Here is a 17,618-nt window from a genome sequence, read left to right on the forward strand (position 1 = left end):
CTCACCTCATTAAATGATCCAAATAATAGTTAATGCTTTGATAGACAGTTAATCTTTCCAACTTTATAGTGTAAGCTGTTTCTTTTTTATTAAATGGAAAAGCGCTCCCATTATGAATGAATCGATGCCTCGTATCCAAGCCCGTTCCGATTACAAGTTCTTTACCGATGACTCGGTCAATTCCTGTCATATATACCCAGCCGTCCTTAATATAAGTGTTCTTCCCTGCATGACTCGGAACGCCTGCTCCAAACGTTTTAAAACGAGTAGAATCAATTTTAATTGTGCCATTCGAAACAGCAAATATTTCTTCCCAGTCTTCCTTCTCCACAGAATGACGCCAGCGAATAGAGAAATTTGTATGGTCCTTATAGAAGAGAACTTTCACCCTCTTCCCCTGGGCAGTAATGGTTACTGCAGGGATAGAAATGAAAAACAAACCAACAAGAAGTCCAACGCAAACAGCAGCTATAAGTAATTTCTTCTTGCTCATATGTGAAAAAGGGCACCAAAGTGATGCCCTTTTCTCCTTGGTCTATTACTTTGCAATGCCTTTTTCTTCATAAAATTTCTTAGCTCCTGGGTGAAGTGGGGCAATAAGCCCTTTGGCAATTTCATCTCGATCAAGCTGCTTGAGTGCTCCTACTGATACACTGTCTGAACCAAGGTATTCATAATAGCGTTTAGTCAAATCGTAAACCATATCTTCACTTAAATCCGTGGAAACGATAATCATATTCTGAATACCAACTGTTTGTACTTCTTCGTCAAGATTATAGCGAGCTTTGTCACCGGATTCGATGGTATATTTCTTATAGAAAGGGTATTTATCCATTAGCTTGCTGGCGACATCTCCCTTAATCTGTACAAAATTGATATCTGTTTGCTGCATTAAATCAGTGATATTACTATTTGGAACACCTGAAGTGAAGAAAGCAGCATCTAAGTTCCCATTCTTCATCTCCTGGACACTATCGGCATAACCAGTATGAGTCACTTTCGATAGATCATCATACGTTAAATCTACTGCCCCTAACACTTTTTTGGCACTTTGTTCTACTCCTGAACCTACTTTACCAACACCTACTTTTTTCCCTTTCAAATCTTCAATGGAAGTAATTCCGCTGTCCTTTAATGCCACCACTTGGACTACATTTTGATACATCCCTGCTACCGCCTGGACATCGGCTTTCTTCCCTTTAAACTGACCTTCTCCATTAATCGCATCATAAGCTACATCACTCATGACAATAGCCATTTGGTTTAACCCATCTTCAATATTCTGGATATTAGCAACGGAAGCTCCTGTTGATTCTACCGTTACATTGCCAACAAGGTCACTTTCTTCGAAAATGGGCTTAAGTGCTCCTCCGATCGGATAATAAGTTCCAGATGTTCCCCCTGTTCCTAATACAATCGATTTAGAATCAGAACCACCGGATCCCCCGCCAGAACCTCCTGACTTTTCTTCATTACCGCATGCAGTTAATCCAATAGTAAAAATAATCATAGCTAACAGTATAAAAATCTTTTTCATATGTACGCCTCCCAATCAAAGTTGATCTTTTTACATGTTAACGCTTTCATATTATTTTTTGAATATTAAGAACATATTGGACATTTTGGTCTTTTTGGTCATAACAACATCGCAAACTTCTGTTAACCACCGACAAGCGACGAAATAGATCAAATTTTATCCACTTCGTTTATGTAACTTATGTCCTCGCAGGGCTAAGCGCTTAAGCTGAATGTAGCATCACACCGCCAAAAGCTACCCATACCCATATATCTCCATACTTTCCCAGACTATAAAAAAGCTCTCTTCCAGGCAAGTAAAAGAGAGCCGTAATGAAGCTTATTCTATTTTGTATTTATTCACCGGTCTGCCGACGCCGCCATATTGAATATCCATTTCCACCTCTCCGCTTTTTTGCAAATAATCAAGATATCTTCTGGCAGTAACTCGAGCAATTCCTACCCCGTCAGCCGCCTCTTCTGCAGACACAGATTCTGTCTGCCCTTGTAAATAAAGCAAAATCTGCTTTAACGTTTGAGCGTTTAATCCTTTTGGAAGTTCATTCTCATCCAGGTTCTTTTTTGCCTTATCTATTAATACAGGGCCAAGAAAATGATCGATCTCATGTTGGCGGAATTCTTCTTTAGAAGAAACATTCGAATAGTACTTGAAATAATGCTTTAATGATTGTTCCAGCCTTTCAAATTTGAAAGGCTTTACGATATAGTCTATCGCTCCATTCTGAAGCATTTTTCTAATCGTTTCTTTATCATTTGCAGCAGTAATGACCATAATGTCTACATCCACTTGATTGGAGCGAATTCTTTCCATCATAGAAACACCATCTTGTTCAGGCATATAAATATCCAAAATGACCAGGTCCGGCTTCAGTTGATTTAATTGATGCAGGCCTTCCTCACCATTGGAAGCAATATGGATGACTTCAAATCCAGGAACACTTTCAATAAACTGCCTGTTTACTTCCTGAACCATAGGGTCGTCTTCTACTAACAGCACTCTTATGACTTCCTTCTTAACCATAAGATTCCTCCTCAAGCACCATTGGAAAAGTTAATATAAAACTCGTTCCTTCTCCTTCCTTGGAAACGACTTCTATATGCCCCATTCCTTTCTTCACGGTTTCATTTATTAAAAATAGTCCATATCCAGATCCTTGCTCCCCTTTCGTCGTATACCCCTTTTCAAAAACTTTTGGCAGCTGATCATTAGAGATCCCTTTCCCGTTGTCTTCCACTGCGATCGTGCACACCTGGCTATCCTGATGCACTGATATATCCACCCACTTTTGTTCTCTCTCCAATTTTTGAAGAGAATGAAAGGCATTTTCAATCAAGTTTCCAAGCATAAGTACGAAGTCATGCTTGTCCAATAACGGGGGGTACTTTTCCATTTGACTTTGATCATCAATAGTCACTTCTACACCAAGTTCCTGACCACGACTTACTTTGCTGAGTAATAATCCGGCCACACTATAATCTTTCATTTTATTTACTAGAAACTTAGATAACTCTTCTTGTTTTTCTGAGACATCAAAAACAAATTTCAATGCTTTTTCTTTATTATCCAATTGGATTAACCCAGCGATGGTGTGCAGCTTATTTAAATGCTCATGATTTTGGACACGTAGAGCATCTACAAATGCTTTCACCCCGGTAAGTTCTTCCGCAAGCTTTGTAACTTCCGTGCGATCCTGAAACACAGCCACTGCACCTATAATCTGTCCCTCTACCAAAATAGGAACACGGCTGCTCATGATCAGTTTATCACCAATTCTCATTTCTTCATGATAGTTAGTTTCGCCACTAGTTAACACTGCCCCAAGTCTTGTTTCCGGGATAACCTTTTCTATCTTTTGACCTGTCTGGTCGCCTTTAATCCCCAGAATTCTTTTAGCTTTATGATTTAAAATCGTTATTTTCCCATTTATGTCTATGGCTATGATTCCTTCATTCATCGCCTGAAAGGTTGCGGTCCTTTCCACAAGCAGCTGCACAATTTCATGGGGTTCAAGGTGAAAGGTTTGTTCTTTTAAATGACGAGCTAAAAGCCATGAACCTACGATCCCGAATAACGCAGTTAGGAACAAAACAAGTAAAATTTCATTTTTCATAACAAGGATGATTTCAATAATGGAAGGAAGCATGTTACCCACAATGACAACACCAATTTGTTCATGCTTATCATTCATTACGGGAACAAAAGCGCGAACAGCTATTCCCATTTCTCCCTTTGCTTTTGAAACATAACTATGCTCTGCAAATGCCGGGCCTTCGTCTTTACCCGCAGAAACGGTTCCCAGCTTTTCGTCAACGGGGTGGGAGAAGCGAATTCTGTTCATATTCAAAACCACTATATAGTCGGCTGAATTAATGGTACGAATTCTCTCCACAATGGGATTGACTTCTTTCCAACCTTCAGATTCGGTTAGATTTTGTTTCACACCTGGAAGATTAGCCACCGTTCTTCCTGTGATGAGGGCGTGCTCTCCTAACTCCCTTTCATTGGTATCAATCTTATTGCCGATTAAGATTATCCCACCTATTAATATAGAAAAGAGAACCACTCCAAATGATAGAATGGTAATCTTCCAGCGAATCGGTATCCGTTTCATTGACATCCTTGGTCTTCCTTCCTTCGATAATAAACCTAGTGTACCATGCTGACAGCCATGTGTTACACTGTTGTAAACGATTTCGGAAAGAGGGATCCTTGTGAGAACCATCATGGCCATTACCTTATTTATTCTTACTGGTATCCTGACTGCCTTGTTCTTTGGTTTTGATTTTAGTAAAGCCGCAAATTCTTTAGAATATGACGATGAACAAGAAGGAATGAAGGATGAAATTGTTATTAAATTCAGCCATGTTGCTGCAGAAAACACACCTAAAGGAAGAGCTGCAAGAAAGTTTGCTTCGCTCGTCCAAGAACGGACTAGAGGAAAAATAAAGGTTCAAATCTTTGCTAATGGCTCCCTTTACAATGATCAAAATGAATATCAAGCGCTTCTCGATGGACACGTCCAAATGATTGCTCCTGCCACTTCAAAGTTAACCAAACACTATCCAAAATGGCAGGTACTAGATTTGCCATTTGCATTTCCCACGCAGAAAGCTGTCCAAGAAGCTTACGAAGGTAAAATCGGGAATATATTACTAAACACTTTGGATTCCGATCATGTTAAAGGCCTTACCTTCTGGTATAACGGTTATAAACAAATCACGAATGATGAAAAGCCTATTATTTTACCAGAAGATTTTACACGCATGCATTTTCGAATCATGCCGAGTCCTGTCATTAAATCTCAATTTAAAATGCTGGATGCAAGTACAAGTGTGCTCCCCTTTAATAAAGTCTACCGTAACCTGGAAGTTCAATTTATTGATGGGGAAGAAAACACCTTCTCCAACATCTATACAAAGAAACTGTATAGACATCAAAAATACTTAACCATCAGTAATCATGCTTATCTTGGCTATGTCGTATTAATGAATGGTAAGTTCTGGAACAGGCTTAGCCCTGAAAATAAGAAAATAATCAACCAGGCACTGAAAGAAACAACAGAATGGAATCACCGTCATTCGATTGAAACGAATGATCAGCAGAAGAGATATTTAATGAAAACAAATGCCCTTAAAATTCACTATCTAACTAACGAAGAGGAAAAAAGATGGAAAGAAGCACTTGGTCCTGTCTATCATAAGGCTGCACCCATTGTTGGAAAAAAGCTTATGAATGAGGTTGATCGTTTACAGAAGAAATATAGTTATTAAACGAATGAGGAGGAGAATAATGAACACTCTATTTGTGGCAGGTCACTCTAAATTACCAACCGGTATGGCAGCGAACCATATCTCGGAGTCTTTAACTCTCACTCTTGAAATTGATAAAAAATATGGAGTGATTGTGGATGCTTCTTGTACGCTTGCAACGGAACATAGTAGAGAATACATCAAACACTTATTGAAAGGATTCAGTTTAAAAGAAGATATTGAAGAGCCTCTAAAACAGTTGAACGAAGGTTATCTTGGGAAAGCAGGCAATGCTCTTGCTGCTGCTTTGAGAGATTCCTATAAACAATATCAGCTTCATTTATAAGAACTAAAGCGCAAGCACCTGGTCTGCCCCGCTAGCTGGATGCAACCTCCCACCACAAAAAGGTACCCACACCAATACTTTATAATTTCCTAGCCGAAATAAAAGGATTTGATTCCCTATGGAATCAAATCCTTTTGTTTATGCTTTTAACTTACTTTGATCTGGGCATCATGAGGAAGTTGTCTTACAATTTCTTTTCCAATTTCTAACGATGCCGTTGCTGCCGGTGAAGGTGCATTACATACATGGATGGACCGTTTGCCGCGAATGATATAGAAATCATCTACCAGTTTCCCATCCTTCAACATAGCTTGGGCTCGAACACCAGCGTGTGTCGGAATCACGTCTTTCGCTTCTAATTCTGGAACCAGACGCTGTAAGCTTTTGACGAATGTTTTTTTATGGAAAGAACGAACGATCTCCTTCCATCCTTCTTTCATGTTACTCTCTGCCATTTTCCAAAAGCCTGGATAGGTAAAGATATCCATAGCATCTTTCGGATTAAATGAAGTTTTATGATATCCTTCTCGTTTCAAACTTAAGACTGCATTAGGACCTGCATGAACACTGCCATCAATCATGCGGGTCAGATGAACCCCAAGAAACGGGAAATCAGGGTTAGGAATCGGATAGATAAGTCCCTTGACTAAATGACGTTTTTCCTTTGCGAGTGTAAAGTACTCCCCACGAAATGGAACGATTTTCAGATCCGTATGGATATTCGCCATTTTCACTAACCGATCGCTATGAAGTCCTGCACAGTTGATTAAATACTTTGATTTGAATGATCCTTGATTAGTATCAATAACCACTTCTTCCTGCACTTCTTCTAAATTCTTAACCTTTGTACCAAGAAAGAGGTCTACCCCAGCCTCTTGAATAAGAGAAGCAAGTGTCTCTGTTACTTGTTTATAATCCACAATCCCCGTAGTAGGAACTTTCAATGCAGCCAATCCATTGACGTGAGGCTCTATTTCGAGCAGTTCTTCACGAGTAATTTTTGTAACATTTAATTTATTTTTTTGTACTCGTTCATAAAGGGCTTCCATACGTGGTAGTTCTTCTTGTTCTGTAGCAACAAGCACTTTCCCACATACTTCATGCTTAATATCATGAGCCTTGCAAAAAGCCACCATAGAAGCCGATCCTTGCTTAGCCATTCTAGCTTTTAAACTTCCAGGCTTATAATAAACCCCAGAATGAATGACCCCGCTGTTTCTTCCCGTCTGATGGCTTGCCCACTCTACTTCCTTTTCTATGACCGCGATTTTAGCTTGAGGATATTTTTGAACTAAGGAATAGGCGGTAGATAAGCCAACAATCCCTCCTCCTATAATTAGAAACTGATACATGATTTCCTCTCCCTTTTGAAACCAAATTATTTAGCAAATCTTCCTCTTTGTCTTAACAGCTCACGATGCAGCTCGGTATTTTTTTCAAAGGATTCTCTTCCATGGAGCCAAAAACGGTTATTCAGCATAATCAAATCCCCTGCCGGCAGATTGAGACCGATTGTTGATTTAGAATTCTCCATAGAATCAGACAAATCTTTCAAATAGGTGGCCTGCTCAATCGATTCCGGGTACACAAACTGGTCAATAAAGCAGATGCACGGTTTGTTGTTCTGCATATAAAAAGGCTCACGGTAGACTTCTTGGGACACATTTTTACTTGCCGGTGCCTTATAAGTAAATGGAAAAGATCCCATCGGAAGGTGATAAAAATGCTCTAAATCTTCCCAATCATCCAAATGCAGAATTCTCGACCTTCCCCCTACAGCATTTTGTTCCGCAAACTTCATCATAAGCAGCCAGTCTGTCGGCTCATCCACATACGTGCCATCCGTATGAAGAGTAAACAGCCGATAAGCTTGACGAAGGTAAGAGTCACTATCATCCGTATGTTTAACAGTAAAGCGTGCATAATATTTCCCTGACATTGCATCGAAATTTGGTGTACCCACAAGATGCGAAAGCGCCGTTGAAAATTTCACATAATCTTTTGGATCACTCGTGCGATTTTGCAATCCAATCGTAAACCCACCTGAATTTCGGTCATGTAAAATATTTCGGATTGTATGACCAAACTCTTTATCAGTCAGGCTCTCCAGTTTATCGGCAACAATTAATCGCATATACGGAATGTATTCAAGCTGCTCGTCGCTCACCCCATTTAAATCCTCTAGAAATTGATCCACCACTTCCGTTTCCAGCTCAATATGATACAGCCTTTGGTGGTCGCTATGTTCATAAATTTTATATCCTTTTCCAGTTTGGACCTTTGCCTGTTTCATTTCCATTGCACACATATAATTGCCTCCTAGTTTTGTTTTTCCTTCTTGATATGGGCCCATAAAGATAAAAAAAGCCAGTATTCACCCCTTAATATAGGAGTTCATACTGGCTTTTGAGCTGTGTTCGTTTCTCTGGCGCTCAGAGATTGGACAGCTTTTACAGTTAATATATTAAATTATTGGTAAAACGTAAGAGCAGCGGGAAGTTGAAAGGGGCTACCTATCTACAAGCTACTTTCTAACTCACATATTATAACAATCTAAATTTTCTGTCAATGAATAATTGGTAGAAAATCCCTTAAATAGTTCTCATTCCTGTACATTACACCCATCTTGTCGTCAGAACCTTTTTCCGAGTATAGAACTGCAATCCATCTTTGCCGTTCGCATGAAGGTCTCCATAGAAGGAATCCTTCCACCCGGAGAATGGGAAGAACGCCATTGGAGCAGGTACTCCAATATTCACTCCCAGCATCCCCGCATCAATCGTTTCACGGAATTGTCTTACACTACCTCCGTCCTTCGTAAACAAACATGCCCCGTTAGCAAAGCGGGATTGGTTTGTTAAATCAATGGCAGACTCAAGGTCCTTCACCCTGGTAATAGATAAAACGGGAGCGAATATTTCATCCTGCCAGATTTTCATTTCCGTAGTGACATGATCAAAGATGGTCGGCCCAACGAAATAGCCTTCTCTTTGTGCATCTTCATCTTTTCTTCCGTCACGAACAAGGGTGGCTCCTTCCTTTTCACCCGTATCAATGTATTCCAGTGTACGTTCTTTATGCTTATCTCTTATAACTGGTCCAAGGAAGATTCCCTCATCCATGCCGTTTCCAATCGAAATTTCATTCGCTTTTTGGGTGAGCATTTCAATAAATTCATCGGCCACTGAATCCTCTACAGCAACTACGGAGGCAGCCATACAGCGTTCTCCCGCAGAACCAAAAGCGGCATTAAGAATTTGTGTCGTCGCATTGTCCATATTGGCATCTTTTAAAACAATGGAGTGGTTCTTTGCCCCAGCAAGGGCTTGGACACGTTTAAGTTTCTCAGTGCCGCGTTTATATACATATTCTGCTACCGGCTGGGATCCAACAAAGGAAATCGCGGCAACGTCTTTATGATCCAGTAATCCATTTACGACGTCATGAGCACCGTGTACGATATTGAATACACCAGCAGGCAATCCAGCTTCCTCAAATAATTCAGCTAGTCGATTTGCCAGCAATGGCGTACGCTCGGAAGGTTTCAACACGAATGTATTCCCTGTCACTATTGCCATAGGGAACATCCAGGCAGGCACCATCATAGGAAAGTTAAACGGAGTGATCCCCCCTACCACCCCTATCGGATATCGGTAGACCCCTGACTCCAGATCTGCCGCAATGGATGGCAGCTGCTCCCCCATCATTAAGGAAGGAGCCCCGGCTGCAAATTCGACATTTTCTATTCCACGCTGGACTTCTCCTTGAGCTTCTTTAAAGCTTTTGCCATTTTCAGTCGTAACAATTTCCGCAAGCTCATCCCAATGCTCGACTAACAGCTGTTGGTATTTAAATAGGATACGAGCACGCTTGGGGACAGGGACTTCCTTCCAGTCCTCAAATGCTAGATTCGCCCTTTGTACCGCCTCGTCCACATCGGACTGAGTAGAGATAGGAACATGAGCGATCACTTCACCTGTCGCCGGATTGTACACTTCTTCCGTTTTCTCAGTATTCGCTTCAACCCATCGGCCGCCAATATAATTCTTTAAAAGCTTTACTTTTGTTTGAGTCATAGTTATTCCTCCTAAATTAAATGGTGAATCCAGACCGGGTTTCTATAAAATAATAGATCCTTTACAGTTCCTTACCCTTTTACCTTTTCTTTAGACGCGATCACACCGTTTGCCAATAATGATTCTATCGCTTCTTTGCTATATCCCATAGATTCTAAGATTTCTTCTGAATGTTCCCCTAAGCCCGGGGGATAAGATCGGATTTCTCCTGGAGTTCTTGAGAATTTCAATGGAAGGTTAATCATCTTTTGCGACCCAAGGTGCTCTTTATGAACCACCATCTCCCGGTCAATGATATGGGGATCATTAAGAATATCCGATAAATGATTTACAGGACCACAAGGAATTTGATAGCTTTCAAATAACTTCACCCACTCCTTAACAGATTTCAGTTGGAACTGCTCTTCCATCAGAGCAAGCAGCTCATCCCGATGCTCCACCCGTTGAGGATTGGTTTTAAATTGAGGAGACTTCAGGGATTCTACTCCCATCGCTTCTACGGCGTCTTCCCAAAGCTTATCATTGCCTATTGCCAGGATAAAATGGCCGTCAGACGCTTTAAAGACTTGATAGGGAACGATATTAGGATGCGCTCCTCCCATAGGTTCTGGATCCTTCCCCGTGGCAAAGTAGCTGCCCGCTAAGTAGGTTTGCCAGGACACAATGGTATCGAGTAATGAAGCATCGATCCATTGACCTTTGCCTGATTTATCTCTTTCGATTAAAGCAACTAAAATTCCGAATGCTGCCCACATCCCCGTGCCAATATCCGCCATAGAAAAACCCGCTTTAACTGGGTTTCCGCCTTTTTCACCGGTGACAGACATTAAGCCGCCTAACCCCTGAGCTAATAGGTCGTAGCCAGGCTTCTGGGCATAGGGACCCGTTTGACCAAAACCTGAAATAGAAGAAAGTATAATACCAGGATTATGTTTCTTTAATGTCTCATAACCGATCCCTAGTCTTTCGAGCGTTCCCGGTCGGAAATTTTCCACCACCACATCCGCATCTTTAATCATATTGAAAAATATTTGTTTGCCATCTTCCTCTTTTAGATTGATGACCACACTTTTTTTATTGCGATTAATACTTAGAAAATAGGTGCTCTCTTCCTCAACAAACGGCGGTCCCCATTGGCGTGTATCATCTCCTTTGGGACTTTCCACTTTAATGACTTCTGCTCCTAAATCAGCCAGCGTCATTGTACAGTAAGGACCACTAAGAATCCTGGTTAAGTCGATAATCTTAATACCTTCCAGCGCTGCCATTTAATCCTCTCCCCTTTAACAAGATCCTTTCTTCCCGTTTCGCAAAGTGCACCTCTGGAATTACCAGCCAGTCCTTCCATAGTCCACTGCCGAAATGACTTATGGCTTCGTATAAACCGTTCTTGTGTAAGTGTAGAAGTCAATGCCGGCTGAACCTTGTTCCCGCGGTCCAATGGTGGTCGATTTAATTCCTCCAAATGGGTACTGGGCTTCGCTATAAGTACTTGGCAAATTTACGTGAGTGACCCCCGATTCTATATTTCTAGTAAAGTCATTCGCTTTAGAAAGATCTTTGGTATAAATGGAAGAAGAGAGACCATAACGAACATCATTGGCCCATTCCAGCGCCTGCTCATAGGAATCTACGATCATAATCGAAAGAACGGGACCGAAAATTTCCTCTTGAGCGATTCGCATTCTCGGAGTTACTTCTGTGAAAATGGCTGGTTCTACAAAGCAGCCATTCTCATATTCTTTATCCGTTAAAGCGTGTCCGCCGTACAGTAACTGCGCTCCTTCCGACTGCCCAATTTCAATATAGTGTTTGTAATTGTCCACTTGTCCCTTATCAATAAATGCCCCCATGGTCGTTTCAGGATCTAAGGGATCACCAATCTTTATCTCTTTTGTCTTTGCTACAAGCTTTTCGATTAATGAAGAGGCTGCCTCTCTTTCTACAATCACCCGGCTGGTGGCCGTACACCGTTGTCCGCATTCCCCAAACCCGCCAAAAATAATATGTTCAACAGCCAAGTCGAGATCAGCGTCTTTCAGGACTACAAATGGATTCTTTCCTCCCATCTCCGCTTGCATCCTTGCTCCTCTTTCCTGTACTTCATTGCCAAGCTTCGTACCTACTTCAGTAGAGCCAGTAAAGGATACAGCTTTGACCTTTTCATCGCTTGAAATAGCCCTTCCAGCAGCACCGCCTGGACCCGTTACAAAATTAATAACTCCTTTTGGGACGCCTGCTTCTATCAATAATTCAACGAGCATGGCACTGATGAGTGGTGTATTACTAGCAGGCTTGAATACGACGGTATTGCCTGCCACTAACGCGGGGGAGATTTTCCAGGCTGCAATTCCTAAGGGGAAATTCCACGGGGTAATGATCCCAACGACACCTAAAGGCTCTCTAATTGTATAAGCAAAGACACCTTCTTGCTGAGAAGGGATTGTCTCTCCAGTTAAGCGCGTCCCTTCCGCTGCTTGCATCCGCATACCAGCTAAAGCTCTTTTCACTTCTCCTTGCGCTTCTTTTATGGTTTTTCCAACCTCTAGAACGATGGCTTTTACAAATTCATCTTCCCGTTCCTCCATTTTTTGCGCTGCTTTTAAAATCATTTCTGCACGCACGGGTGCAGGAACTTTCCGCCATTCTTGAAAGGCTTCCTGAGCAGCTTCTGCAGCTGTGTGATAGTCCTCTTCCTTTGATTTAGCAAATTCAGCAAGGATCATCGTTCTATTCGCTGGATTGACACTTTTGAAAGTTTCTCCTGTTGAGGATTCCACCCATTTTCCATTTATGAAATTCTTATATTGTTTCACTTTCGTATCCATTTTAGTTGGCAAAACAAGTCCCCTCCCTTTTATTCACATCACAGGTTTTAAGTTCAACACTTGCTCCACTTCCATATACTCTAATTGATGGGCTTCGGCCACCTGTTTATAGGTAACCATCCTATTGAGCACATTCACCCCTTTTAATAATGATCGGTTTTCTGAACAGGCACGAGCAACTCCTTTAGCAGCGATTTGAAGAGCATAAGGAACCGTTACATTGGTAAGGGCCAGTGTCGACGTTTGCGGCACGGCCCCCGGCATATTTCCAACGGCATAATGAACAACCCCATGCTTCACATAAGTGGGATTGTCATGTGTAGTGACATGATCAACGGTTTCAAAAATCCCCCCCTGATCGACTGCCACATCGACAACGACTGAACCTTTTTTCATCGTGGTAATCATCTCTTCATTTACTAGCTTAGGAGCTCTTGCCCCCGGAATAAGAACAGCACCAATGACAAGATCGGACTCTTCCACTGCCTCCCGGATATTCAAAGGGTTGGACATTAAAGTATTGATAGAACTGCCAAACAGGTCATCCAATTGCCGGAGTCTTTCAGGGTTCAGATCAAGAAGGTTTACATCTGCCCCTAACCCGATCGCAATTTTCACTGCATTCGTTCCTACAACTCCCCCGCCGATGACAGTAACCTTTCCTCTTCTTACACCTGGCACACCACCGAGAAGAATCCCTTTGCCTCCGTTATTTCGCTCTAAGAACTGCGCGCCTATTTGGGTGGACATTCGTCCAGCTACTTCACTCATTGGAGTTAAGAGAGGGAGCGTTCCATTTGCAGACTGGACCGTTTCATATGCGATTGCTGTGACATTTTTATCAAGTAAAGCTTTCGTTAAATTCCGATCAGCTGCGAGATGAAGATAGGTAAATAAGATCAATCCCTCATAAAAGTACCGATATTCTTCATGAATGGGTTCTTTTACTTTCATCACCATTTGCTGAGTCCAAGCTTCTTCCGCTGTTTGGACAATTTCTGCTCCCATTTCCATATAAGCTTGATTTGAAATGCCTGAATTTAACCCGGCATCACTTTCCACATACACCTGATGACCCTGCTTTGTGAGAGTGTAAACTCCTGCCGGTGTGATAGCGACTCGATTTTCATTGTTTTTTATTTCTTTTGGAATGCCAATACGCACGGATGTCCCCTCCAGACTTCACCATTTTAGAAATGTTCTTCCACGCTTTATAGTTCGTTTAGGCCGTCTACTAAAGTGTCGAGCAGCAAAGTAATATCCTCTTCCTCAATACTTAGTGGTGGAGCAAGGGTAATTACATTGTTATAGCCTGCAACTGTCATCCCGTTCTTCCCGATGATGACATTTTTTTGTTTGCAATAACTAATGACGCGATTCACAAGAGACGTGTCCAGCGGCTCTTTGGTATCTTTGCTGCTTACTAATTCAATACCAATTAACAGCCCTTTCCCTCTGATATTCCCTACAAATTTATGGGACTGCAAACGATCTTTTAGTTCAGTCATGACTCTTTTTCCCAATTCTTTTGACCGTGCAAATAGATTCTCACGTTCCATAATTTCAATGTTTTTAAGAGCAAGCGCACAAGAGGCAGGATGACCGCCGAAGGTATTAATGTGACGGAAGAAATCGTACTCTTCTGTTCCTTTAAAAGCCTCATAAACTTCCCTCTTCACTGCTGTCAGTGATAAAGGCAGGTAAGCGCTGGTAAGCCCCTTGGCCATCGTAATAATATCTGGCTTCACTCCATAATTCATAAATCCGAATGGTTCTCCAGTGCGTCCGAATCCACAGATGACTTCATCGACGATTAACAGTGCTCCATGTTTCTCACAAATACTCTTCACTTCTGACATATATTGGTCCGGTGGCACAATCACCCCGCCCCCAGTAATAATAGGCTCCATGATAACCCCGGCAATGGTCTCGCTTAGCTCCCACGTCATAACTTCATCGATATTTTTTGCGCCCCACCGATCTGCTTCACTATGATCATTTCTATAGGTATCCGGCGGCGCTACGTGAAGAAATCCTTGAGCAAGCGGTTCATATTTATACTTGCGCTGTGCTTGCCCGGTAGCTGCAAGAGAGGCTGAAGAACTTCCATGATACGCTCGATAACGGGAGATTATTTTGCTGCGGTGAAACTCCCCTTTTTGCTGATGGTACTGTCTTGCAATTTTAAAAGCGGCTTCGTTCGCTTCTGACCCGCTGTTTGAAAAGAAGATGACATAATCCTCACCTAACAGCTGATTGATTTTTTCCCCTAATTTAATCGCGGCTTCATGGCTTTGAGTTAAAGGCATATAGGATAATTCCATTAACTGCTGATATGCTGCCTCTGCCAATTCTTTTCTTCCATATCCCACATTGACACACCATAGACCAGACATAGCGTCTAAATATTTATTTCCTTCCATATCTGTTATCCAGGACCCTTCCGCACTTTTCGCAACCATAGTGGCGTTCGGATTATAAGGTTTCATAGAATGCCACACAAATTTTTCATCTTTGGTAAGCATTTCGCCACTTATATCTGTTTTTGTCATTAAAGAAAACCTCCTTAGTTTTCAAGCAATTACCACAAAAAAGAAAACGCTTACAAAACTACAAAGCTGAATATGCTAACGCTGCAGAGTACCCCTTTTTAATTCAGACTCACCCGTGCGATCTATGATGTCTAATAATTTTGAATTATCTTAATTTATATTGATTATCTAACACCTGTAAACTAGATTCATTAGACATTTTGTCAAACAGATACTCCATGAGATTCACACAATGACAACACTTGAAATATTGAGACATAAAAAAAGCCCGACCATTTCGGTCAGACCTTGTTGTGCAGAGCTTTCATAGTGAGCATTCTATGAAGATTGATTTGCTATTGACTGCTGATATTCATAAGCAAGAATTGAAAATTCGATTGCCTGTCTTTTCTCTGAATCCATAAAATCCTCTCCAAGAAGTTTTTCAAGCTTGTCCAACCGGTGATATAACGTTTGCCTAACTACAAAGATCTTTTCGGCCGTTTCCTTTTTCGATCCATGACAAGCTAAGTAAACTTTAAGAGTTTCCAGCAGATTCGTGTGATTGTGCTTATCATAGGCAATAATAGGCTCTAAATAATCATTCACAAGACTATTTAAGTTACTATGTTTATGGACTAGAGAAATAAGCCGGTACATATGCATATCTTCAAAGAAGTACTTCGATTGATCTGCAGGAAGCTTCCCCTGGATCGACAGGGTTTCTTGAGCCGTGTTAAAACTTCTATATAAAAGAGTTAAATCCCGAACATATTTCCCCCCTGCGATTTGAAAAGAAGAGACAGACGGGTCATTTAACCTATTTATATTTTTAATCCTTTCAATCCCTTTGGTCACCCTGCTTTTCCAGTCCTCTTCTCTTTGCTTATTTAATAAAACAAAAGTCAGCAGATTTCGTTTTTCGACCGGAAAAACAAAATAACCATTTTGGTCAAAAATATTTTGGATGAGCATATTCAAATAAGTAATATCTTTACTTACTTATTTCCATTCAACTTCAGTTTAACGATGAGTACGACAGCACCCGTCACTGAGCCATTCATCTTATAACCTGCTAAACGTTCTTTTATTTCCTCAATACTATGTTCTCCCCGAAGCCACTCCAGCATCCATTCTGTTTCTTCCGCTTTTTTCTTCTCTTCTGTGTAAAGCTCACGTAAGAAATACTGGGCTAATGCCGTGGCAGTTCGATCTAATAGTAAAGACTCAAATTCACCAAATTCCCTGCAGTCAGAATACAAGTAAACATTAGCAAACTCTCTTTCAAAGACTTGTACCGGCTGCTTTAATATATTTTTGGAAGGATGTGCGGAAAAGTTATCTAAACTAGCTAACATTTCATTTTTTTCTTTTTCTCGCACTGTAGGGACGGTGACAATTTTATGGTCATTAGATATGTAAATAAGATGACAATTAATGTATTGCTGCAAATATTTCAGTATTTCAAAATAGTTGTCAATGGTTAACAATTTCTTATTCAATCGCTGAGAGTAATCTTCTATGTTAGAAATAATTTCATATTGCTGATTGATTAAATCAGAATGAAGGTCTTGCGTAATTTCAACGAATGACACTTCTTTATCAAAGACTACGATGGGGAAATCGTGTTTATCGGCTAATTCTATAGCTTGATCTGGTATGTCATGGATAAAGCTCCCCAGTTCAATACATAATCCTGCTACGTCTCGTTGAATTAACTGTTTTAACAAGGTTATAAATAAGTCATCATTCTCTTTCCAGCCAAACCCTGTGGAAAGAACTAATTCTCCGCCTTTGAGATTGCCTCTCACTTCAATAACTTCAAATACATGTACCCATTTCACTATCCGATTTACTCCATTGCTGCCTGCAATTACTCGTGCGTTTTGGAAATGTGGTCGTTTTAATATGTTATCTATAGATAATTTAAAGTGATATTTCATTCTCCCACCTCTCATTTTAAATTACTATAATTTTGAAAAAAAATCTAATGCCAGAAGGATGATTTTCTCTTTAAAAATTCTATTAACCTTTATTTCACAAGAGTTGAATTCCAATAAAGCTTCCCATTCTTGAAGATTTAGTTTCGAGACAATAGTAAGCGTATAGGGGGCTGCGGGAAAAGGATCGCTTTCCGTGGGGCGGGCGCTAAGCCTCCTCGAGCAAAGCTCTGTGGGGTCTCAGCTGTCCCGCAATTCCCACAGGAGTCTCACCGTTTCCCTCCGCCCCCTTGCCACAATAGAATCTCGAAATCCCTTCAAGAAAAAGTGAAAATTCTCATGTCTGCATGCAGGTCTCTGAAGCATATTCCCTCTAATATGTAGGAAGTGATGAGGCTATTCTTCCGGAAGAGACTTGTATCTCCATTGAATGGATTGTCGGGAATCTGTGCGTTATTCCCTTCCCTCTACCTTGATTGAATGAAACGGAAACAAATAGTGATGCTCTTTCAATGATTGGAAAGACGGTCTGTAACAAAGCATAGCTCGTTAACAATAACTCGGAAGACATTGGAGAAGGTCCGTTCATCTACCTATGAGTAGGGTGATGG

The 17,618-nt window shown here is 41.0% G+C and carries 15 protein-coding genes; 2 read left to right on the forward strand and 13 right to left on the reverse strand.

All coding sequences use genetic code 11. From position 1 onward, the window contains the following. Position 1 precedes the first annotated feature (1 nt). The 4 genes from Q7A53_RS09590 to Q7A53_RS09605 form a co-directional block, all read right to left on the reverse strand. Positions 2 to 493 (reverse strand): DUF1850 domain-containing protein, encoded by a 492-nt coding sequence (locus Q7A53_RS09590; protein ID WP_411788927.1) that lies wholly within the window; start codon positions 491 to 493, stop codon positions 2 to 4. Positions 494 to 538: 45 nt separating this feature from the next. Then, complete coding sequence (locus Q7A53_RS09595) at positions 539 to 1,537, reverse strand: TAXI family TRAP transporter solute-binding subunit (RefSeq protein ID WP_411788928.1); 999 nt, start codon at positions 1,535 to 1,537, stop codon at positions 539 to 541. A 318-nt stretch (positions 1,538 to 1,855) separates the two neighbouring features. Beyond that, complete coding sequence (locus Q7A53_RS09600; protein ID WP_411788929.1) at positions 1,856 to 2,557, reverse strand: response regulator; 702 nt, start codon at positions 2,555 to 2,557, stop codon at positions 1,856 to 1,858. Further along, positions 2,550 to 4,148, reverse strand: a complete 1,599-nt coding sequence (locus Q7A53_RS09605; RefSeq protein WP_411788953.1) for an ATP-binding protein — start codon at positions 4,146 to 4,148, stop codon at positions 2,550 to 2,552. The genes Q7A53_RS09600 and Q7A53_RS09605 overlap by 8 nt, the downstream gene beginning before the upstream one ends. A 100-nt stretch (positions 4,149 to 4,248) precedes the next feature. Between Q7A53_RS09605 and Q7A53_RS09610 the strand changes: the two genes are divergently transcribed. Next, the gene (locus Q7A53_RS09610; RefSeq protein ID WP_411788930.1) at positions 4,249 to 5,307 is read left to right on the forward strand and encodes a DctP family TRAP transporter solute-binding subunit; all 1,059 of its coding nucleotides are present in this window, start codon (positions 4,249 to 4,251) and stop codon (positions 5,305 to 5,307) included. Positions 5,308 to 5,326: 19 nt separating this feature from the next. Then, on the forward strand, positions 5,327 to 5,632 hold the full coding sequence (locus tag Q7A53_RS09615) for a DUF3870 domain-containing protein (protein ID WP_411788931.1): 306 nt from the start codon (positions 5,327 to 5,329) through the stop codon (positions 5,630 to 5,632). A 146-nt stretch (positions 5,633 to 5,778) separates the two neighbouring features. Here the strand turns inward: Q7A53_RS09615 and lhgO are convergent, their stop codons facing one another. From lhgO to Q7A53_RS09660, 9 genes are all read right to left on the reverse strand, one after another. Beyond that, on the reverse strand, positions 5,779 to 6,984 hold the full coding sequence (gene lhgO, locus Q7A53_RS09620) for an L-2-hydroxyglutarate oxidase (RefSeq protein WP_411788932.1): 1,206 nt from the start codon (positions 6,982 to 6,984) through the stop codon (positions 5,779 to 5,781). A 26-nt stretch (positions 6,985 to 7,010) separates the two neighbouring features. Next, positions 7,011 to 7,940 carry a glutarate dioxygenase GlaH gene (gene glaH / locus Q7A53_RS09625; protein ID WP_411788933.1) on the reverse strand — a complete coding sequence of 310 codons (930 nt, stop codon included), beginning with the start codon at positions 7,938 to 7,940 and terminating at the stop codon, positions 7,011 to 7,013. A gap of 307 nt (positions 7,941 to 8,247) precedes the next feature. Beyond that, positions 8,248 to 9,708: a CoA-acylating methylmalonate-semialdehyde dehydrogenase gene (locus tag Q7A53_RS09630; protein ID WP_411788934.1), complete on the reverse strand. Its 1,461-nt coding sequence runs from the start codon at positions 9,706 to 9,708 to the stop codon at positions 8,248 to 8,250. Between the two features lie 71 nt (positions 9,709 to 9,779). Then, a complete protein-coding gene (locus tag Q7A53_RS09635; protein ID WP_411788935.1) occupies positions 9,780 to 10,976 on the reverse strand; it encodes a CaiB/BaiF CoA transferase family protein in 1,197 nt (398 codons plus the stop codon). 99 nt (positions 10,977 to 11,075) lie between these two features. Continuing rightward, a complete protein-coding gene (locus Q7A53_RS09640) occupies positions 11,076 to 12,548 on the reverse strand; it encodes an aldehyde dehydrogenase family protein (RefSeq protein WP_411788936.1) in 1,473 nt (490 codons plus the stop codon). Between the two features lie 21 nt (positions 12,549 to 12,569). Continuing rightward, positions 12,570 to 13,700, reverse strand: coding sequence for an alanine dehydrogenase (gene ald, locus Q7A53_RS09645; protein WP_411788937.1), 1,131 nt, complete (start codon positions 13,698 to 13,700; stop codon positions 12,570 to 12,572). A 47-nt stretch (positions 13,701 to 13,747) separates the two neighbouring features. Next, positions 13,748 to 15,088 (reverse strand): aspartate aminotransferase family protein, encoded by a 1,341-nt coding sequence (locus Q7A53_RS09650; RefSeq protein ID WP_411788938.1) that lies wholly within the window; start codon positions 15,086 to 15,088, stop codon positions 13,748 to 13,750. Between the two features lie 318 nt (positions 15,089 to 15,406). Continuing rightward, positions 15,407 to 16,042: a PucR family transcriptional regulator gene (locus tag Q7A53_RS09655; protein WP_411788954.1), complete on the reverse strand. Its 636-nt coding sequence runs from the start codon at positions 16,040 to 16,042 to the stop codon at positions 15,407 to 15,409. Positions 16,043 to 16,065: 23 nt separating this feature from the next. Continuing rightward, positions 16,066 to 17,010: a PucR family transcriptional regulator ligand-binding domain-containing protein gene (locus tag Q7A53_RS09660; protein ID WP_411788939.1), complete on the reverse strand. Its 945-nt coding sequence runs from the start codon at positions 17,008 to 17,010 to the stop codon at positions 16,066 to 16,068. Positions 17,011 to 17,618 lie beyond the last annotated feature (608 nt).

The organism is Halobacillus rhizosphaerae, from assembly GCF_046719735.1.
Lineage (GTDB): Bacteria > Bacillota > Bacilli > Bacillales > Halobacillaceae > Halobacillus_B > Halobacillus_B rhizosphaerae.